The following is an 18,999-nucleotide window of genomic DNA, read 5'->3' as shown; positions in this document are numbered from 1 at the left end:
GCGGTCAGCCGCCGGTCACCGCGGCCAGCATCCCGCGGAAGTCCTCCGCGCAGGACGGGCAGCCGCGCAGGTGCGCGGCGACACCGGGGTGGCTCCGCTCCGGTGCCGCGTCCACCAGGAACAGCTCCAGGTAGACGTCCATCAGGTCGAGTGTGGCGTCGCAACCGGGGTCCAGCGGATCGTTGCGCAGGAGGTCGTCCAGGCCCTGCCATGCGTTCATGAGCGCCTCGCTGTCGTCAGGGGCAGATGTCCGTTGGCTGCGAGCCGGGCACGGAGCTTACGCCTGGCGTCGAACATCGTCTTGTAGAGCGCGTTGCGGTTCGTGCCGAGCTCCGCGGCGAGGGTGTCGGCGTCGACGTCGTTCACCGCGAGCGCGGTGAAGACCCGGCGCTGCCGCTCGGTGAGCTCCTTGTCGACGGCCTCGTGCAGGGCCTCGACGAGCTCGCGGGCCTCGCTCTGGTGCACGGGGTCGATGCCGAGCCGGTCGGGGAGCCGCTCCCACGCCTCGGGGTCGAGCTGCACGCCGGCCGTCCGCCAGAAGTGGCGGCCGAGCTTGCTCGACACCTCGTACATGACGAACTTGTACGCCCAGGTCGTGAAGCGGCTGTCGCCGCGGAACTCGCCGATCTTCCGGGTGATCGACAGCAGGGCGTCGCCCGCCGCCTGGTGGGCGATGTCGTCCAGCTCCGGCCCGGTGATGCCGTGCCGCGACCCGCGCCGGTTCAGTTCCGCGTAGGCGATCCGCAGCAGCAGCGCGTGCAGCCGGCCGGTCGCCTCCTCGTGGACCTCGCCGTCCGCGGTCAGCGCCCGCACCCACTGCGCGGACTCCGCGTCCAGGGGGCGGCCGCCGCGGTCGCCGTCGCCGGCCCGGCCGTCGTTCTCTGCGGAACCCATGCAGCGATCCTAGACGCGGCCGCCCGCCCCCACCTCCACGGCGGCGCCCCGCCGCACCCGCCGGGAACGGCCGCCGGAAACCGCCCGCTCCCGGGAGGTAAGACCCGGCCCTTCCGTGCCACCAATGGGCGTACGGAAAAAAGAGAGCCGCGAGCAAGGAGGGACCGTGACCGGCTACCGCAGGAACCCGGAGGCCGTCTCGCGACTGTCACCGGAGCAGTACCGCGTGACACAGGAGAACGGCACCGAGCGCGCCTTCACGGGCGCCTACCTGGACAACAAGGAGCCCGGGATCTACGTCGACGTGGTCTCCGGAGAGCCGCTGTTCGCCTCGGTGGACAAGTACGACAGCCGCAGCGGGTGGCCGAGCTTCACCCGGCCGCTGGACCGGACCACCGTCGTGGAGCGCCCGGACCCGGGCTACGGGCTGCTGGCCACCGAGGTCCGCTCGGCGGTGGGCGACAGCCACCTGGGGCACGTCTTCCCCGACGGCCCCCGGCAGACCGGCGGCCTGCGGTACTGCATCAATTCCGCCTCGCTGCGCTTCGTCCACGCCGACGACCTGGAGCGGGAAGGTTACGGGGCCTACCTCGGGTTGTTCGACAATGGTGACAGGACCGATTCGGAGGATTGACATGGCAGGACAGACACAGAGGGCCGTACTCGCGGGCGGCTGCTTCTGGGGCATGCAGGACCTGATCCGCAAGCAGCCCGGCGTCGTCGCGACCCGCGTCGGCTACACGGGCGGCGACGTGCCCAACGCCACCTACCGCAACCACGGCACCCACGCCGAGGCGATCGAGATCCTCTTCGACCCCGAGGCGACGGACTACCGGGCGCTGCTGGAGTTCTTCTTCCAGATCCACGACCCGTCGACGCTGAACCGCCAGGGCAACGACATCGGCCTGAGCTACCGCTCGGCGATCTACTACGTGGACGACGAGCAGAAGCGCGTCGCGGAGGACACCATCGCCGACGTCGACGCCGCGGGCCTGTGGCCCGGCAAGGTCGTCACCGAGGTCGAGCCCGTGGGGCCGTTCTGGGAGGCCGAGCCGGAGCACCAGGACTACCTGGAGCGCTACCCCGAGGGGTACACCTGCCACTTCCCGCGGCCGAACTGGCGGCTGCCGGTGCGCGCGAAGGACTGACCGGCCCCGCCTCGCCGCCCTGGTGACGGGCTCGGGCGGCGTGGCGGCCCTCGGCGGCCCGGGACCCCTGCGGTCCCGGGCCGCCGTCGTACGTTCCGCCGGTCGCACGCCCCGCCGGTCGTTCAGTCGGCGGCCGTGGCGCGGGCGCGGCGGTGGTGCCGCCGGGCCTTCATGCGGTTGCCGCAGGCGGCCATGGAGCACCAGCGGGCGGTGTTGGCCTTGCTGCGGTCGAGCAGGAACAGCCGGCACTCGTCGTTGGCGCAGGGCCGCAGGCGTCCTGGCCTGCCCTCCTGGAGCGCGCCCCAGGCCGTGACGGCGCGGACGGCCGGCATGCGGTCGGCGGGCGCCTCCAGCACCCAGTCGATGCCGTGCGCGCCCACCCGCGGTACCCGGGCCACGCCGGTGAGCAGCTCCTGGAGGTCCGCGGCATCCCCCTCGCCGCGCGTGACGCCCTGCAGCGCGTCGCGTGCCGCCAGGAGGTGGCGCAGTTCCGGGGCGGTCCCCGTGCCGCCGTGGGCGCGCAGCCAGCGGCGGCCGGCGTCCGGGCCGGCCAGTTCGTCCACCGGCGTCCCGTCGACGACCGGGGTCGTGTTGAGCAGCTCCAGCAGGAAGTCGTCGTCCGTCGTACCGGCCGTCATGCTCGGCGCCCCCGTTCCCAGGTAACCCTCCATTGCGTTTTTGAAGGTTACACCCGCGGGGCGTGGGGCGCGGCGGGCCCGGTACGGGTCACGAGACGTCCAGCCGCAGTTCGCGGCCGCTCCAGCGGGAACGCAGCCGGCGGTCGTGGCTGGCGACGACGATCGCGCCCGGTCCCGGGCCGAGCGCGTCCTCCAGTTCGTCCGCGAGCCGCGGCGAGAGGTGGTTGGTGGGCTCGTCGAGCAGCAGCAGCTCGGGCGGGTCGGCCACCAGCAGGGCCAGGGCCAGCCGGCGCCGCTGCCCGACGGACAGCTGCCCGACCGGCCGGTCCAGCTCCGGGGCGCCCAGCAGCCCGAGGTCGGCCAGCGGCACCGCCTCCGCGCGCCCGGCGCCGAGCGACGCCAGGTAGGTCTCCCGTGCCGTGCGGTGCGGCCGCTCGAAGACCGTGTCCTGGGTGAGCAACCCGACGGTCAGGCCCTCCCTGCGACGCACGCTGCCCGCCGCGGCCAGCCGCCCGGCGAGCACCGCCAGGAGGGTCGACTTCCCCGCGCCGTTCACGCCGGTGACCAGCAGCCGGTCGGCCGCCGGCACGTCGAGGCGGTCCAGGGTGAGCCTGCCGGGCACATGGACGTCGCGCAGCGCCAGCAGGACGCCCTCGGCGGACCGGGCGGCCAGCGCGGCGGCGCGGAACCTCAGCGGCTCCGGCGGCCTGGCGACCTGGTCGCGCTCCAGTTGGCCCAGTCTGCGGGCGGCGTTGCGCACGCGGCGGGAGATCTGCTGCTGCACACGGCCGCCGGAGTGGCCGTACCCCATCTTCTCGTTGTCGCGCTTCGGCCGGTCGTGCGCGACCCGGTGCGCGGTGACCTCCACCGACCCCCGAAGCTGGTCGAGTTCCTCCTGCTCGGCCTCGAAGCGCCGCTGCCAGCGGGCCCGTTCCGCGTGCTTCGCCTTCAGGTAGGCGCTGTAGTTGCCACCGTGGCGGACCGGGCCGTCCGCCGCCGGGTCGAGGTCGATCACATCGGTGCAGACGGCGTCGAGGAAGGCCCGGTCGTGGCTCGCGACCACCACGGCGCCCGGCAGGCCGCGCAGTTGTTCCTCCAGGAAGGCCGCGGCGGTGTCGTCGAGGTGGTTCGTCGGCTCGTCGAGCAGGAGCGCGGTGGGCCGTCGCACCAGGAGCGCGGCGAGCGCCAGCCGGCCGCGCCGGCCGCCGGACAGCCGCGCCAGTTCGCGGTCGCGGGTGACGTCCCCGAGGCCGAGACCGGCGAGCACGACGTCGGCGCGGCGGTCGGCGTCCCAGGCCTCCTGGGTCTGTGCGGTGTCGAGCGCCGCCGCGTACGCGTCGAGCAGTTCGCCGTGGCCGGGCGCGTCCTGCGGGGTCGCGGCGAGGGCGTCGGCGAGACGGTCGAGCTCGGCCAGCGACCGGCGTGCCTCGCGCAGGGCGTCGTCGAGGACTTCGCCGACGGTGGCGCTGCCGGGGAAGGGCAGTTCCTGGCGCAGGAAGCCCAGGTCGGGAGGACGCACCACGGTGCCGGCCTCGGGTTCGGCCACTCCGGCGAGCAGTTCGAGGAGGGTCGACTTGCCGGCGCCGTTCTCGCCGACGAGACCGATCCGGTGCCCGGGGGCGGCGGTGAGGGAGAAGCCGTCGAGCACACGTCGGCCGCCGAAGGTGCGGACGAGGTCGTGGGCGGACAGGGCGGACAGGACTGGCTGGTTCACGGCATCACCAGGGGAAGGGGTCGCAGGCCCCGGCCGCCGTGACGGCGGCCGGGGCGGGGAGGACGGGGGGTGCGAGGAGGACGGCGGGGGCGGACCTGGGCCGGGCGCGGAGCCGGGCTACGCGGGAGCGGCGCCGGTGTCCCGCAGCCGCCCCTCCGGCGGAGGCGGTCGGCGCCCGGCGCCGATCCGCTCGATGCAGCGCTCGTCCTGGCTGACCAGCTCGAGGTCGTCGGTCGGCTCGTCCAGGAGCAGGTGCGGGGCGGGCTCGGCGCACAGGGAGCGGGCCGGGGCGGCGCGCAGGCGTTCGCCCGCGGACAGCACCCCGACCGGCAGGTGCGCACGCGAGCCCCGGAACGAGAAGCGGGCGAGCGGGTTCATCGGCTCGGCCTCCGGTGCGGCCGGGGCGAACCGCGCGAGGTTCCCGGTCACCGTGCGGTCGGCGTCCGGCCCGTCGAGACGTTGCGAGAGGTGGGCGACGCGGTCGTCGGCGCGCCTGACCAGGCCGCCCTCCCCGGGCTCGGGGTCGCCGTGGAGCAGGCGCAGCAGCGTGGACCGGCCGGCGCCCTTGGGGCCGGTCAGGGCGATCCGCCCGCCGCCGTCGGTGAAGGACAGGTCCTGGAAGACGGGGGTGCCGTCAGGAAAGGAGAAGCGCAGATGGGCGCAGATGGCGTACGCGTCGGACATGGGTGGGCCCTCGGGAGGTCGCCGCGCACGGCGAAGGGGCCGCCGTGCGGGAAGGGAGGTGTGGGAAGGCATGACGAAACGGCCACGGCGCCGGCGCATCGTGCGCACCCGCCGGTGGCCGAGGACACCCGGTATCACCCGGAGATGTCGTCGTCACCCGCCACGTTCTGACTCCCTTGGTTCCCGATTCGGAGATCCGCGCCACCCTAGCAGCCACCCCGGGAGGCCGGAGGGCGGTCGTACCCGGGAGGAGCGGAACGACCACGCCGGGGTACCCCGAGGTCACCGCCCGGGACCGGGGCGCGTCCGCGACGGGTTCGGCTCTGCGTCCGGGGCGGGCGTGATCCCGGACATGAGCCCTCCCCGCCACCGGTTGGGTCCGGGCGGGAGGGCGGCGGCGGGAGGGCGGGAGGGCGGCGTGCGGACGAAGAGGGCCCCTGCCCGCGTCAGGCGTCCGTCAGCTCCTGCTCGGCCCAGATCGTCTTGCCGGTCTCGTCGTAGCGGGTGCCCCAGTGCTGGGTGAGGGAGGCGACGAGGAAGAGACCGCGGCCGCCCTCGTCCTGCAGCCGGGCGTGGCGCAGGTGCGGCGCGGTGTCGGCGTCGTCGTGCACCTCCACGGTCAGTGCCCGGTCGAGGATCAGCCGCAGCCGGATGGGGCCCTTCGCGTGCCGGACGACGTTGGTGGCGAGTTCGCTGACCACCAGGTCGGTGACGGGTGCGTGGTCCTCCAGCCCCCACTCCGCGAGCCGGCCGTGCGCGGCACGGCGGGCCTCGCGGACGGAGGACGCCTCCGCGGGGAAGGTCCAGCAGGAGATGTGGCCGGGTTCGATGACCCGGGTCCTGGCCACCAGGATGGCGGAGCCGTCCTGCGGGGTCGCACCGCGCAGCACCTTGTAGACGATCTGGTCGCACACCTCCTCGGGGGACGTCCAGGGATCGGCGACCACCTCGTGCAGCCGGCTGAGCCTCTCCTCGGCCTCGGCGGGGTGCCGCCGCTTGCTGCCGTCCGAGTACAGCGTCAGCAGGCTCCCGGCCCGCAGCCGCTTCGTCACCGTCTCGTAGGGCGAGCCCTGGCCGAGCTCCGCCCCGGGCGGCACCTCCAGCGTGCTCACCACCCCGTCGGGGGCGGTCACCAACGGGGCGGCATGTCCGGCGGTCGCCGCCGCGCACTCCTGGGTGACCGGGTCGTACGTCACGTACAGGCAGGAGGCGGTGAACGGCGGCCGCGCGCGGTGCAGCGTGACGGGGTCCGCGTCCTGCTCCAGTGCCAGCCGGCGGCCCACGTCGTCGAGGTGGGCGAGCAGTTCGTCGGGCGGGAGGTCCATCGCGGCCAGCGTGGAGGCGGCGGTCCGCAGCCGTCCCATCGCGGTGGACGCCTGCAGGTCCTCGCCGGGGACGTACCCGATGACCAGCCCCACCCGGCAGCTCGACAGGGGCAGGACGTCGAACCAGTGGGCGCCGTAGCGGCCCGGCATGTAGCAGTGCGAGGACCGGACCGCCGCCGCCTCGGGCGGCATGCGGGGCAGCAGGCTGCGCTGCAGCGTGGTCGCGACCGTGTGCTCGCGGGTGAAGCGGCGGGCGTTGTCGACGCAGATCGCGGTGCAGGTGGCGAGCTGGGTCGCCAGCGACAGGTCCTGCTCGTCGAAGGAGGACGTCCGCGGGTCGCCCCGGTAGAAGCTGGCCAGGCCCATGACGAGCCCGTGGACGGTCAGCGGCGTCACGATGAGCGAGTGCGTCCCGGAGCGGGCGATGAAGTCCGCGCGCGCCCGGTCGTGCACCAGCCAGCCGCCGGAGGACGGCACCGCCTCCACCAGTCGCGGCCGCAGGTCGCCCAGGGCCTGCGTGTACGGCGTGGGGAACGCGAAGTGACTGGCGCTGCCCACGGCGTAGGCGCCGTACTGCCCGTCGCGGGACGAGAAGGCGGCGCGGCGCATCGGCAGCCGGACCGTGACCGGGCCGACGGGCGCGTCGCCGGTCAGCACGGACTCCATGAGGTCGACCGCGACGGCGTCCGCGAAGCACGGCACCGCCATGTCGGCCAGTTCCTGCGCGGTGCGCAGCGGGTCCAGCGAGTTGCCGATGGTGGCGCGCGCGATGTTCAGCAGGTCCAGTTCCCTGCGCTTGCGCAGTTCCTCCGTCACGTCGTGGACCATCGCGGCGACGCCGATGGCCCGCCCGTCGTCCCGCAGGGTGTAGCCGGTGACGGCGTAGTCGTGGTCGGTGCCCGGATCGGTGGCCGGACGGGCACTGACGGGACGGTCGAAGACCGCGGAGCCGCTGTCCAGGACCTCCTGCATGACGGGTGAGAGCAGGATGCCGTCGTCCAGGTCCGCGAGCGCGGCGCCGACGACGGCGTCCTCGGGCAGGCCGCGCACGGCGAGCGCCGCGGGGTTGGCCCGCAGGACGCGCAGTCGCAGGTCGTACACCTCGAGGGCCGTCCTGGCCTGCTCGAACAGGGCCTTTTCGTAGATGCCCGCCCCGTCGGGGGCGCCGGTGCCGCTCACGCTGACGGTCCGTGCCCGGGTCGCTGGTCACGAGGCACGGTCCACCTCCCATCGACCCACCCAGTTAACCCGCCGATGGTCCGGCCGCGCCACCGGGGGCGGGGCGGCGGCGGGCGGGGCGAGCAGAAGGAGAGCAGGTCCGGGGCGTGTTCCTCGGCCAGGCGCAGGGCCTGCCGGTAGTGGGGCCCGGCCGCGTCCGGGGCACCGGCGCAGCGGTGGGCGTCGCCCAGGTCGATGTGCACGGCGACGGCGAACCGCTCGTCGGCGAGCGCAAGTGAGCGCTCCAGGAATGCGACGGCCTCCGCGTGGCGGCCCGGCACCAGGAGTCCCAGGCCCGCCCGGCGCAGCGGGCCCGGACCGTCGAGGGGTCCGTCGATCAGGCCGGCCACCGCGCGTGCCGGGGCCGCGCGGTCCGTGGGCACCATGCGCCCGGAGTCGTCCAGGGTGATCAGGTGCTCCACGCCGTCCCGCACCCGCCTCCCACGGAGGAGGCCCACCGGTCCTCCGTGCCACCGGCGCGGTCGGGGGCGGTGAGGTAGGCCCAGCCCAGGGGGTTCCAGCGCAGCCGGCGCACCTCGACGCCGTCGATCGCGGCGTCCTCCCGTGCCGCGCGCTCGTAGGCGTCCGCGGCACGGTCCATCGCGGTCCGCACCGCGTCGTCGGCGTCGGTGGCCTCTCCGACCACGTAGTAGTGGCTGCGCACGGCACCGCGGGGGGTGCTGAACTGCAAGCCCACGAACCATCGGTCCCCGGGGGCGGCGGTGGCAAGCATCGGCACTGCTCTCCTCGTTCGGGTCTCCGTGGCGGCCGTGTCCCGGACCACCACCCGTCGATCCGTTGGAACAGCGGGCTCGGCGCCCTCCATCGCAGGACGGGCAGGCCCCGGTGAACCTGGGAACGCCGGTACCACCCCGGCGCGGGGGTCAGGCCCCTTCGGCGGGCCGGTGACGGACGGCGCAGGTGAAGACGCCGGAGCCGGACCTCTCGCACTCGACGTACGCGGCGGTCCCGGCCTCCGCGGCGGGCGGGCGCCAGGGCATGACGGCCTCGCCCGCGAGCAGTGCCTCCAGGGTCTGCAGCCGGGGGTCGCGCAGGGCCGGGTGGTGCTCGTAGCCGGCCGCACCGAGCGCGAGGGCGACGGCCATGCCGAGCAGGTTGACCTCCGTCGGCCGCTCGGGCGGCGCCGTGCCCTGCTCCGGGTGGAGGCGGACGCCCTCGTCGGGCACCTCGATCAGGCGGGCCGCGTAGCGCTCGGTCATGGCCGGTGGTCTCCTCACGGTGCGATGACGCGGGGTCAGCCCCCGCTGGGGCCGAAGCGTTCGGTGCGGATGCGGTCCGGATGGTGCCCCAGGGCCACCAGCAGTCCCGCGGCCGTCTCGACGAAGCCGGTGGGTCCGCACACGTAGCAGGTCGGTTCGAAGTCCGCGGGCCAGCCCCATTCCGCCAGGTCGCGCGCCTGGATCCGGCCCGCGGGGCGGGGGCCGCCGTCCGGTGCCGAACGGGTGTAGAGGTAGGTGGTGTCGACGCCGGGCGCGCCCCGGTCGAGTTCGGCGGCGTAGAACCGGTCCTCGGGCGTGCGCACGGAGTACAGCAGCCGGAACGGGGCGCGGCTGCCCGCGGCGGCGCGGCCGCGGAGCATCGCCATGAGGGGGACGAGCCCGGAGCCGCCGCCGACCAGCAGGACCGGCTCGGTCTGCCCGGGGTTCCAGACGAACCAGCCGCCGACGGGACCGCGGATCTCGACGGCGTCCCCCACGGCGAGGTCGTCGGTCAGGTAGGGCGAGACCTCACCGTCCTCGACGCGCTGGACGGTCAGTTCGACCCGGTCGCCGTCGGCGGCGGACGCCAGGGAGTAGCTGCGCTCGGTGCTGTAGCCGTCCTCCGCGGTGAGCCGGACGTCGACGTGCTGTCCCGGCAGGTGGCCCGGCCAGCCGGGCACGTCGAACACGAGGGTCCACGCCGCCACCGACTCGGGTCGCCGTTCGGCCAGTTCGGCCGCCTGCCAGCGCAGGCGGTCGCCTAGTCGCCTTGGTACCGCTGTTCGCGCCATGGGTCTCCGTAGTCGTGGTAGCCGACGCTCTCCCAGAAGCCGGGCTCGTCCTCCAGGAGCAGCCGGATGCCGCGGACCCACTTCGCCGACTTCCACAGGTACAGGTGCGGGACCAGCAGCCGGGCGGGACCGCCGTGCTCGGCGGCGAGTTCGTCGCCGTCGTACTCGTGGGCGATCCACGCCTGCCCGTCGAGGAGGTCCTCCAGCGGCAGGTTGGTGGTGTAGCCGCCGTAGGAGTGAACGAGGGCGTACTCGGCGGCGGTCTCGACGTCGGCGAGCAGCGTGTCGAGGGAGACGCCCCGCCAGTGGGTGCCGAACCTGGACCACTTCGTCACGCAGTGCAGGTCGACCGTCGGGGTCTCGGCGGGCAGCGCGACGAGTTCCGCCCAGTTCCAGCGGTGGCGGGTGCCGTCCTCGGTGACGACGGTGAACTCCCAGTCGTCGTGGGAGATCCGCGGGGTGGGGCCGGCGGACATGACCGGGAAGTCGAAGGTCTCGTACTGTCCCGGCGGGAGCTTGTTGCCCGACGTGGGGCGCCGGCCGTGGAATCCGCGCGAGATGATGGGCATGCCGCGCCGTCCTTCCTCTGCTCGCCGCCCCGGCTCGCCCGTGGTGCGGATCCCCAGCATCGCGGACCGCGGGGATCCGGTCCACCGGAGCCCGCGGGGCGGCGGCCCCGGTCGCGGTGACCGGTGCCGCCCGCACCGCACGGGATCAGGCGACCGGCCGCACCGGCCCGGCCACCAGGGAGGCGTCGCCGCCGCGGAGCCGGCCCATCATGCCGGCGGTGGCCTCGTGGGGGACGCCGAGCGGTACGGCGCCGACCTCGCTCAGGCGCGTGTACTGCTCGGGGGCGAGCCGTACGTCGAGCGCGCCGAGGTAGTCCTCGAGCTGGGCGGTGTTGCGCGGGCCGATGATCGGCACGAAGGACGTGGCGGCGCGGGCGGCGCGCTCGCGGAGCCAGGCCACGGACACCTGCGCGGGCGTCGCCCCGGTCTCCTCGGCGACGGCCAGGACGGTGTCGACGACCGCGGTCTTCCGGGCGGAGGACTCGGTGTGGATCAGCGTCTTCAGGTCGCTGAGCCGGCCCTCGGGACCGCCTCGGTACTTGCCGGTGAGCAGGCCGCCGCCGAGCGGGGACCACAGGGCGGCACCGAGCCCGAGGCCCTCGGCCATGGGCAGCAGCTCGCGGTCGGCGGTCCGTTCCACGAGGCTGTACTCGACCTGGATGCCGGCGACGGGGGCCAGGTTCCGCAGCTCGGTGAGCGTGACGGCGCGGGCGACGCGCCAGGCGGGGAAGTTCGACAGCGCGAGGTACAGGATCTTGCCGGAGCTGACGAGGTCGTCCAGGCCGCGCAGGATCTCCTCGACGGGGGTGAGGTCGTCCGGGAAGTGCACCCAGAACAGGTCGAGGTGGTCGGTCCCGAGGCGCTTGAGGCTGGCCTCCAGCGACAGGACCATGTTCTTGCGGCCGTTGCCGCTCCGGGAGACGTCCGGGTGCGGGCCGGCGCCGACGCTGTACTTGCTCGCCACGACGAAGTGGTCGCGGTCCGCGGCGAGGAGGGTGCCGAGGACTTCCTCCGACTCGCCGGCCTGGTAGGTGTCGGCGGTGTCGATGAAGGTGCCGCCGGCCTCGGCGAACCTGTCGAACATCCGGCGGGACTCGTCCAGGTCGGCGCCGGCGCCCCAGCGGGTGCCGAAGTTGCCGGTGCCGAGGGCGTACTCGGAGACGCGCAGTCCGGTCCGGTGTCCGAAGGTCGTGTGACGCATGGGGTCTTCTCTCCTTGACGGGTGGTCGCTTGTGGTGCGGGGTGAGGTGGGGTGGGAGGGCTTCGGGGGGGGTGGGGCCGCCGGCGGTTCGTCAGCCGCGCCGGGCGGCGCGGGGGCTGATCCCGAGGACGGCGAGCGCGCTCAGCGCCACGACGCCGGCCGAGATCCACCAGGCGACGGCGAAGGTGTGCGCCGGGTCCCCGGGACCGGCGGCGGCGAGGACGACGACCAGGGCGCTGACGCCGAGCACCGTGCCGACCTGGCCGGCCATGGTGACGACGGCGCTGCCGGTGGCGGCGCGTTCCCTGGGCAGGCCCGCGGTCGCGGAGGAGATCATCGTGGGCAGGGCCAGCCCCACGCCGACGCCGGCCACGAGCCAGCCGGGCAGGATGTCCACGGCGTAGTCGAGGTCCCCTCCGGCGTGCAGGGCGGTCCAGACGGTACCGAGGGCGACCAGGACGGAGCCGAGCGCCGCCACGGTGCCGACCGGCACGCGTCGGCCGATCCGCCGCCCGAGGGCCGAGGCGGCGAAGACCATGCCCGGGCCGGGCGCGACGCCGAGCCCGGTCTCGACGGCCGACCAGTGCCACACCTGCTGCAGCCACAGGGTCAGGCCCAGCAACTGGATCGCGAAGGCGGCGTAGAACAGCAGGGCGGCGACGTTCGCCGAGGCGAACACCCGGTCGCGCAGCAGGCCGAGGTCGACCACGGGGACGGGATGGCGGGCCGAGCGCAGCAGGCAGGCCGCCAGCGCAGCGGCGGCGACGGCGAAGGCACCGGCGGTGGGTGCGGTCGCCCACCCCCATTCCGGGCCCTGGACCAGGCCCAGCGCGAGCGCGCCGATGGCCACCACCAGCAGCGCCCCGCCGAGGAGGTCGGGCAGCCGCGCGTCGGTGGCGGCCCGACCGCCCGGCAGGAGCCGCGCCGCGAGGACGAACGCCGCCGCGCCGATCGGCAGGTTGAGCAGGAAGATCCACTGCCAGGCCAGCTGGACGAGCAGACCGCCGACCACGGGCCCCGCCGCGGCGGCGAGCGAGCCGCTGGCCGCCCAGATCTGCACCGAGCGGGCGACCTTCGCGGGCGGCGCCGTGGTCAGGACGAGACCGAGGCTGGCCGGGGTGAGGACGGCCGCGCCCGCGGCCTGCAGGAAGCGGAAGGCGACCAGGACCCACAGGTCGCCGCTGAGGGCGGCGCCGAGGCTGGCGAGGGTGAACACGCCCAGCCCGAGCAGGAATCCGGCCTTGCGGCCGTAGCGGTCGCTCAGCCGCCCGGCCGGGACGAGCAGCGCGGCGTACACGATCGCGTAGCCGTTGAGTATCCAGCTGAGCCGGGACAGCGAGGTCTCGCCCACACCGCGCCCGATGGGGGTCAGGGCCACGTTGACGACGAAGGCGTCGAGGGCGGAGAGGAACACCGAGGTCGCCAGGACGGCGAGCACGACCCCGGGGTGCGGGGTGCGGCGTGGGACGGCCGGGCCGCCGGCGGCCGGCGTCCGCCCGACGGCGCCGGCGCCGACGGGGTGCGAAGGGGTACGGGTCATGGTCTGTCTCCGGGAAGGGGCACGGTCGCGCCGTACACGGGCCGGGGCGGCCCGGCACGACGGGACGTCGGAGGGTCGCCGCGGCGTCGCGGCGCGAAGCGGTGCGTGCGTGGGGGAAACGGGGCCCTCGTCCCCGCGGGAAGGGGACGGAACGGGGACGGGGTGGCAGGTTCCGGGCGGGGCGGGGGAAGCCCCACACCGGCTTAAGTACACCGATCGGTTTACTTAAGCACAACCGTAGCAGCCGTTTCCGGTGAAGTAAAACGATCGGTATCCTCGACGCATGAGCGACGCACCCTCCCCCGTACGCCGGCGCAGTGGCCGAGGCGCCCGGGAGCGGATCCTCAAGGCGGCGACGGAGCTGTTCATCGCCCAGGGGGTCAACGCGACCGGGATGGACCAGCTGGCCACCGTCGCCAACGTGTCGAAGCGCACCCTGTACACGCACTTCGCGAGCAAGGACGACCTCGTCCAGGCCTACCTGAGCGCACTCGAGGACGGCCTGCTCCCCCCCGAGGTGGTCCCCGGGGAGCCCTGCCCGGACCCGCGGGGGCAGCTCCTGGCGATCTTCGACTGGCGCCCGCGGACGATGGACGGCCCGCTGCGCGGCTGCCCCTTCCTGAACGCCGCCGTCGAGGTCCCGGACCCCGGCCACCCGGTCCACGTGCTGGTGGCCGCCTACAAGACCGAGTTCGCCCGCAGGCTGTCCGCCCTCGCGCGGCAGGCCGGTGCCCGCGACCCCGAGGAGCTCGGCGAGCGGCTCGCCCTGCTGTACGACGGCGCCGTCTCACGCAGCACCGCGCTGAACGCGAGCGGCCCGGGCGCCCACGCCCGCGCCATCGCCACCGTGCTGGTGGACGCCGCGATCGACTGAGCGCCCGGGCGCACCACCGCCCCCGGCACCCGGGGACCCGGGAACTCAGGCGCTCAGCGCAGCCGCGTCGCCGCCCTGCGGCGGTCCGACAGCACCTCGCGGGCCGCCCGCGTGCCCGAGGCCAGCGCGCCCTGGAGCGACCCGGTCGCCCGGTGGTCGCCGCACACATGGCGCCCCGGGGCGAAGCGGGTCGTGCGGGTCATCGGATGGGGCGCCGGCATCGCGGGCAGGGCCTCGCGCACGGTGCAGCGGTGCAACGGCTCCCAGGCGGCGGCGTCCGTGCCGTACGCGTCCGACAGCGCGGCGGTCAGGGCCGGTTCGTCGGCGGGGCCCGGCGCGCCGAGCACCGAGGTCGCCACCAGGGCGCGGCCGTCCGGGGAGAGTCCGGGCTGCACCTCGGTGAGGACCACGGTGTTGAGGAAGCGGCGGCGTTCGTCCACCATCAGCGTCGGCTCGCCGAGCGGCGACCCGTCGGCGGCGTGGTAGTAGGTCGTCACGGTCCGCGTGGGCGGGGTCGTGAGGCCGGGCAGCAGGCGGGCGGCCGCTCCCGGTCCGGTGGCCACCACCACGACGGGCGCGGCGAGGTCCGTGCCGTCCTCCAGCAGCACCCCGTCGCCGGTCAGTTCGCGCACCGGGGCATCGGTGCGGACCGTGCCGGCGGGCAGTCGCCCGGCGAGCTGCGCGGGCACGGCGCCGATCCCCTCGGCGGGCAGGGCGAGGGTGCCGCGCAGCATGCTGCGCCAGACGAAGTGGAAGAAGCGGCTGGAGGTCTCCAGTTCGTCCTCCAGGAAGACCCCGGACAGGAACGGCCGGAACAGGGTCTCCACCAGTTCGGGCGAGATGCCCGCGGCGGCCAGCGCGGTGAGCGTCGTGGTGTCGGCGCCCGCGCGCAGCCTGCCCGCGGGCAGCACCATGTCACGGGCGCTCAGGACGCCCAGCGCCGCCAGGTCGCGCCCCGACGCGAGCCGGCCGGGCAGCAGGTCGCCGGTCGCGTACGGCGGGCGGGTCGGGTCGGCGAAGCGCAGCCGGCCGCGGGAGGTGTGCACCAGGACGCCGGGGGTGAACGGCCGCAGCCGCAGCGCCTCCAGCTCCAGACGGCGCTTCACCTGGGGGTAGGAGGTGTTGAAGACCTGGAAGCCGCGGTCGAGGAGGAAGCCCCGGTGCCGGTCGGTGCGCATCCGTCCGCCGACGGCGTCCGAGGCCTCCAGCACCCGTACCGTCAGGCCCGCCACGACGAGGTCCGCCGCGCAGGCCAGCCCGGCGGCGCCCGCCCCGACCACGATCACGTCACAGCGGCCACCGCGTTCCTGCTGCATGGATCCGGTGCCCTTTCCTCCGTGTACACCCCGATACGGGCCGGCCTTCCGTACGCTACGCGGGTGCCCGGGGCCGCCCCCTGCAACACACCGCCGAACGGGGCGCCGCCCGCGCACCGATGAGTCCTCGTCGCTCCGGGGGTCCTTCCCGGTGACGGCACACGAGGGAAGGTGGAGGCGATGGAGCCGCGGCTGCGCGAGGTCCTGCAGGCGTTCGTGGACGACGGGTCGGTGCCCGGGGCGGTGGGCCTGGTCGCGCGCGGCGACCGGGTGGAGGTGGCTGCCGTGGGGACGCTGGGCGTCACGGACCCGGCCCCCATGGCCAGGGACTCCCTCTTCCGCATCGCGTCGATCACCAAACCGGTCGTCGCCGCGGCGGTCATGATGCTCGTCGACGACGGCCTCGTCGCCCTGTCGGACCCCGTCGCCGCCTGGCTGCCCGAGCTGGCCGGGCCCGTGGTCGTCCGCACCCCGGCGAGCGCGCTCGACGACGTGGTGCCGGCGGCGGCGCCGATCACCGTCCTCGACCTGCTGGCCTCGCGCGCCGGTTACGGATTCCCCGCGGACTTCTCCCTGCCCGCGCTCGCCCCGCTGTTCGGCGAGCTGCTGCAGGGACCGCCCCGGCCGCAGCAGGTCATGGCGCCGGACGCCTGGATGGCGACGCTGGGCGGGATCCCCCTGCTGCGCCAGCCGGGCGAGGCCTGGCTCTACAACACGTGCTCCGACATCCAGGGCGTCCTGGTCGCCCGGGTGTCCGGCCGTCCGCTGCCCGAGTTCCTGGCGGAGCGGATCTTCGGACCGCTGGGCATGACCGACACCGGCTTCTCCGTGCCGCCCTCCGGCATCGGCCGCCTCGCCGGCTACTACCGTCCGGATCCGCCGGGAGGTCTCGAGCTGGTGGACGCCCCCGACGGGCAGTGGAGCAGTCCTCCGGCGTTCCCGTCCGGCGCGAGCGGCCTGGTGTCCACCGTCGACGACTGGTACGCCTTCGGCAGGATGCTGCTCGCGGGCGGCACCGCGGGCGGCCGGCGGCTGCTGTCGGAGGAGTCCGTGCGCCTGATGACGACCGACCACCTGCCGCCGGAGGAGCGCGGCGCGAACGAGCTCTTCCTGGAGGGCCAGGGCTGGGGGTTCGGGGGGTCCGTGGACGTCGTGCCCCTCGCCCCCTGGAACGTGCCGGGACGCTACGGCTGGATCGGCGGGACCGGCACGGCGGCGCACATCGTCCCGGCCACGGACACCGTGACGGTGCTGCTCACCCAGGTCGAACTGACCGGGCCGGCGGCCCCCGCGACGATGCGCGCGTTCTGGGCCCACGCGGCCGGGGCCTGAGCCCCGCGCGGTCACCCGCCCCCGGGTTCCGCCGAGAGGAAGACCGGGGTGACCGAGAGGGGGACGCCGACGGTGTCCCCGGCCCGGCGCAGCGGCACGGGGGCGCCGAAGGCGTCGGTCGCGTGGGCGGTGGCGTGCGGCCAGGGGAGGCCGGCGAGGGAGGCGGGATCGTCCTCGCCGGTGAAGGGGTCGCCGGAACGCCAGAGGACGCGGAGCGGACCACGGCCCTTCCGGGACACCTGGAAGACGTACAGCCCGGGGTCATCCGCGGCGAGGCGGCGGACGCCGGTGACGCCGTCGAGGTACGCGGTCAGGAGCGCGAAGGCCTCGGCCGCGGGGCGGCGGCGGGTCGGAGCGGCGCCCTCGTAGTCCATCAGGGCGAGTCCGCCGAAGAGGAAGCCCATGAGGTTGAGGCGGTCGCGGTAGCCGGGGATCTCCGGGGCGAGGTTCCAGCAGGCCGTACGGGTGACGCCCGCGGCGAGGGCGAGGAGGGTGCGGGTGACGATCTGGCGGCGGTTCACGCGGTCGCGGCGGCCGGCGAGCTCCGGCGGGCAGTCCTCCATGAACATGCGCAGCTCCGGCGGGAGTTCGGCGGCGCGTTCGTAGAGCAGGCGCATGGTCGCCCGGTCCGGCGCCTCGCCCGGCTCGGCCGCCCCCGTGAAGGCGGCCGTCATCGCGTGTTCGAGTTCCGCCTGGGCCCGGGGGAACTCGAAGAGGGTGGGGCCGTTGTACTCCCCCGCCACCACCGGGCGTTCGTATCCGTGCCGGCGCATCATCGCGCGCGCCTGGGCGACCTGGTCCGGGATCGCGTGGGGGTCGCCGTAGAGGTGGACGTCGAAGAGGTCGTAGGCGTCGCGGCCGTGCTCGACGACGTGGTCGAAGAAGCGCCGGGCCTCGCTGTCCGCGGGGCCGGACAGCACGTCGTATCCGCAGCCGCCGAGGACGACGGCGGCGGCCGGGTCCGCGGCCCGCACGGCGCGGTGGAAGGCGGTGAGCTGGGCCACGTACTCCGGTGCGGTGCCCGCCCAGAGCAGTCCGGTGTTGCTGGGCTCGTTGCCGCACTGCCAGTAGTCGACACGGCCCCGGCAGCGGGCGGCGAGGTCGCGGACGAAACGCTCGTACCCGGCGGGGTCGAGGGCGGGTGAGGACGGGAGGAAGCCGCTCGGCTGCCGGGTCGCCCACGGGGAGCTGGCACAGACGGTGACCCAGAGCTCGGCCGCCGGATCGAGCTGCCCGAGGACGGCGTCGACCGCCGACCAGTCGTACCGTCCGGGCTCCGGCTCGAGCTGGCCCCAGTAGAGGAAGACGCGCACCAGGCCGGCGCCGAGCCCCCGCGCCTCCGGCACGAAGCTGTCCGGTGCCCCGAACAGGCCGTAGCTGATGCCCCGGACGACGCCGAGGCGGATCCCGGCCGGGGCGGTGGGCTGGGTCATGGCTGCTCCCTCTCTCTTGCGTATACGTCATATACTCTAGCTGACGTTGTAAACTCCCTCCGTGAAGGAGTCCCCGGAGAGCGCCCCGGCCCCGCTGATCTGGACGCGGCCCGCACCGCGGCGCCGCCAGAGCCCGCTGGAGCGGGACGACATCGTGCGCGCCGCGATCGCCGTCGCCGACGAGGGCGGTCCGCAGGCCCTGACGATGGCCGCGGTCGCCAAGCGGCTCGGGCCGTACACGCCGATGGCCCTCTACCGCCATGTGATGAGCAAGGACGGCATGGTCGACCTCATGCTCGACGCCGTCACCGCCGAGATGCCGCTGCCCTCCGCGCCCGGCCCCGACTGGCGGGCCGACCTGCTCGCGGTGGCCACCGGGACCTGGACCGTCGTCCAGCGGCACCTGTGGTTCGCCCAACTCGCCCCGACGCGCCCGCCGCTGGGGCCGCACATGATGCGCCGCACCGAGTTCGTGCTCCAGGTGCTCGTCGGCCGGGGCGCGGCGCTGGGCGAGGCCATGACCTACGCGGCGCTCCTGGACCGGCACGTCCTCGGCAGCGCCCAGCAGGAGGCCGAGGAGCTCGCGATGCGCCGCCGCCACGGCATCCACACCCCGGGGCAGCTCGCCGCCGCCGTCACCACCGCCCGCGAACTGGCCGCGGAGGGCGGACGCCACCCGCTGCTCGCGCGGTGGATGGAGGCGCCCTCCGGTCCCGGCCCCGACGAGCAGTTCGAGCTGAGCCTGGGGTTCCTCGTCGACGGCATCGCCGCCCGCCTGCCGCGGCGCGGCCCCGGGGGCTGACCCGGCGTCGCACGACTCCGCCGCGAAGAGCCCCTGATGAAAGGGCGTCAGCAGGGCACACGTACTCCAGACCGAACTCTCGCAAAGGAGCACGACATGCCGCTGCACTTCCGCAAGTCGTTCCGGATCCTGCCCGGCGTCCGCCTGAACATCAACAAGCGCTCGCTGTCCATCACCACCGGCAGCAAGGGCGTCCACCACACGGTCAACACCCGCGGTGAGCGCACCGAGTCCGTCGACCTCCCGGGGCCGTTCTCCTGGCGGCGCACGCGCAAGGGGCACTGACGCCCTCGGCGGCCC

General features: G+C 74.8%; 20 protein-coding genes and 1 pseudogene. 7 read left to right on the top strand and 14 right to left on the bottom strand.

Features of this window, described 5'->3' with window-relative positions:
• Positions 1 to 4 precede the first annotated feature (4 nt).
• Complete coding sequence (locus ABZ479_RS13885; RefSeq protein WP_500461784.1) at positions 5 to 220, bottom strand: hypothetical protein; 216 nt, start codon at positions 218 to 220, stop codon at positions 5 to 7.
• On the bottom strand, positions 217 to 894 hold the full coding sequence (locus tag ABZ479_RS13880; RefSeq protein ID WP_500461783.1) for an RNA polymerase sigma factor: 678 nt from the start codon (positions 892 to 894) through the stop codon (positions 217 to 219). Before ABZ479_RS13880 ends, ABZ479_RS13885 begins: the two co-directional genes overlap by 4 nt.
• Before the next feature lie 166 nt (positions 895 to 1,060).
• Here ABZ479_RS13880 and msrB point away from each other — a divergent pair, with 166 nt between their 5' ends.
• Together msrB and msrA are read left to right on the top strand one after the other, a co-directional pair.
• Positions 1,061 to 1,528, top strand: a complete 468-nt coding sequence (gene msrB / locus ABZ479_RS13875) for a peptide-methionine (R)-S-oxide reductase MsrB (protein ID WP_500461782.1) — start codon at positions 1,061 to 1,063, stop codon at positions 1,526 to 1,528.
• A gap of 1 nt (position 1,529) precedes the next feature.
• Positions 1,530 to 2,042: a peptide-methionine (S)-S-oxide reductase MsrA gene (msrA, locus tag ABZ479_RS13870; RefSeq protein WP_500461781.1), complete on the top strand. Its 513-nt coding sequence runs from the start codon at positions 1,530 to 1,532 to the stop codon at positions 2,040 to 2,042.
• A 122-nt stretch (positions 2,043 to 2,164) separates the two neighbouring features.
• Here msrA and ABZ479_RS13865 read toward each other — a convergent pair whose 3' ends face one another.
• The 4 genes and pseudogenes from ABZ479_RS13865 to ABZ479_RS13850 form a co-directional block, all read right to left on the bottom strand.
• Positions 2,165 to 2,713, bottom strand: a complete 549-nt coding sequence (locus tag ABZ479_RS13865) for a CGNR zinc finger domain-containing protein (RefSeq protein WP_500461780.1) — start codon at positions 2,711 to 2,713, stop codon at positions 2,165 to 2,167.
• Positions 2,714 to 2,768: 55 nt separating this feature from the next.
• Positions 2,769 to 4,394, bottom strand: coding sequence for an ABC-F family ATP-binding cassette domain-containing protein (locus ABZ479_RS13860; protein ID WP_500461779.1), 1,626 nt, complete (start codon positions 4,392 to 4,394; stop codon positions 2,769 to 2,771).
• Positions 4,395 to 4,511: 117 nt separating this feature from the next.
• Positions 4,512 to 4,991, bottom strand: a pseudogene (locus tag ABZ479_RS13855) (ATP-binding cassette domain-containing protein); the annotation flags it as partial.
• A gap of 533 nt (positions 4,992 to 5,524) precedes the next feature.
• Positions 5,525 to 7,582 carry an ATP-binding SpoIIE family protein phosphatase gene (locus ABZ479_RS13850; RefSeq protein WP_500461778.1) on the bottom strand — a complete coding sequence of 686 codons (2,058 nt, stop codon included), beginning with the start codon at positions 7,580 to 7,582 and terminating at the stop codon, positions 5,525 to 5,527.
• Positions 7,583 to 7,728: 146 nt separating this feature from the next.
• On the opposite strand from ABZ479_RS13850, the gene ABZ479_RS13845 reads away from it, so the two are divergent.
• Positions 7,729 to 7,860 (top strand): hypothetical protein, encoded by a 132-nt coding sequence (locus ABZ479_RS13845; RefSeq protein ID WP_500461777.1) that lies wholly within the window; start codon positions 7,729 to 7,731, stop codon positions 7,858 to 7,860.
• A 170-nt stretch (positions 7,861 to 8,030) separates the two neighbouring features.
• Here the strand turns inward: ABZ479_RS13845 and ABZ479_RS13840 are convergent, their stop codons facing one another.
• The 6 genes from ABZ479_RS13840 to ABZ479_RS13815 form a co-directional block, all read right to left on the bottom strand.
• Positions 8,031 to 8,354, bottom strand: coding sequence for a hypothetical protein (locus ABZ479_RS13840; RefSeq protein WP_500461776.1), 324 nt, complete (start codon positions 8,352 to 8,354; stop codon positions 8,031 to 8,033).
• Between the two features lie 151 nt (positions 8,355 to 8,505).
• Positions 8,506 to 8,841, bottom strand: coding sequence for a hypothetical protein (locus ABZ479_RS13835; protein WP_499605536.1), 336 nt, complete (start codon positions 8,839 to 8,841; stop codon positions 8,506 to 8,508).
• A gap of 35 nt (positions 8,842 to 8,876) precedes the next feature.
• Positions 8,877 to 9,632 (bottom strand): ferredoxin reductase, encoded by a 756-nt coding sequence (locus ABZ479_RS13830; protein WP_500461775.1) that lies wholly within the window; start codon positions 9,630 to 9,632, stop codon positions 8,877 to 8,879.
• Entirely contained in the window at positions 9,602 to 10,201 is a 600-nt protein-coding gene (locus tag ABZ479_RS13825; protein ID WP_500461774.1) for a molybdopterin-dependent oxidoreductase, read from the bottom strand. The genes ABZ479_RS13830 and ABZ479_RS13825 overlap by 31 nt, the downstream gene beginning before the upstream one ends.
• Before the next feature lie 145 nt (positions 10,202 to 10,346).
• A complete protein-coding gene (locus ABZ479_RS13820) occupies positions 10,347 to 11,402 on the bottom strand; it encodes an aldo/keto reductase (protein WP_500461773.1) in 1,056 nt (351 codons plus the stop codon).
• Positions 11,403 to 11,493: 91 nt separating this feature from the next.
• The gene (locus ABZ479_RS13815; RefSeq protein WP_500461772.1) at positions 11,494 to 12,942 is read right to left on the bottom strand and encodes an MFS transporter; all 1,449 of its coding nucleotides are present in this window, start codon (positions 12,940 to 12,942) and stop codon (positions 11,494 to 11,496) included.
• 283 nt (positions 12,943 to 13,225) lie between these two features.
• On the opposite strand from ABZ479_RS13815, the gene ABZ479_RS13810 reads away from it, so the two are divergent.
• Positions 13,226 to 13,816: a TetR/AcrR family transcriptional regulator gene (locus ABZ479_RS13810; RefSeq protein ID WP_500461771.1), complete on the top strand. Its 591-nt coding sequence runs from the start codon at positions 13,226 to 13,228 to the stop codon at positions 13,814 to 13,816.
• Positions 13,817 to 13,869: 53 nt separating this feature from the next.
• Here the strand turns inward: ABZ479_RS13810 and ABZ479_RS13805 are convergent, their stop codons facing one another.
• Entirely contained in the window at positions 13,870 to 15,132 is a 1,263-nt protein-coding gene (locus ABZ479_RS13805; protein ID WP_500461770.1) for an NAD(P)/FAD-dependent oxidoreductase, read from the bottom strand.
• A gap of 180 nt (positions 15,133 to 15,312) precedes the next feature.
• Here ABZ479_RS13805 and ABZ479_RS13800 point away from each other — a divergent pair, with 180 nt between their 5' ends.
• Complete coding sequence (locus tag ABZ479_RS13800) at positions 15,313 to 16,464, top strand: serine hydrolase domain-containing protein (RefSeq protein ID WP_500461769.1); 1,152 nt, start codon at positions 15,313 to 15,315, stop codon at positions 16,462 to 16,464.
• 11 nt (positions 16,465 to 16,475) lie between these two features.
• Here the strand turns inward: ABZ479_RS13800 and ABZ479_RS13795 are convergent, their stop codons facing one another.
• Positions 16,476 to 17,897, bottom strand: coding sequence for a hypothetical protein (locus ABZ479_RS13795; protein ID WP_500461768.1), 1,422 nt, complete (start codon positions 17,895 to 17,897; stop codon positions 16,476 to 16,478).
• 61 nt (positions 17,898 to 17,958) lie between these two features.
• Here ABZ479_RS13795 and ABZ479_RS13790 point away from each other — a divergent pair, with 61 nt between their 5' ends.
• A complete protein-coding gene (locus ABZ479_RS13790; protein ID WP_500461767.1) occupies positions 17,959 to 18,699 on the top strand; it encodes a TetR/AcrR family transcriptional regulator in 741 nt (246 codons plus the stop codon).
• A 96-nt stretch (positions 18,700 to 18,795) separates the two neighbouring features.
• Complete coding sequence (locus tag ABZ479_RS13785) at positions 18,796 to 18,984, top strand: DUF4236 domain-containing protein (RefSeq protein ID WP_499605552.1); 189 nt, start codon at positions 18,796 to 18,798, stop codon at positions 18,982 to 18,984.
• The last annotated feature ends 15 nt before the right edge of the window (positions 18,985 to 18,999 follow it).

The organism is Streptomyces sp. NPDC005722 (assembly GCF_040630935.1).
Taxonomy (GTDB): Bacteria; Actinomycetota; Actinomycetes; order Streptomycetales; family Streptomycetaceae; genus Actinacidiphila.
The sequence above is the reverse complement of the archived record's forward strand: the minus strand, read 5'-3'. Positions and strand labels throughout refer to the sequence as shown.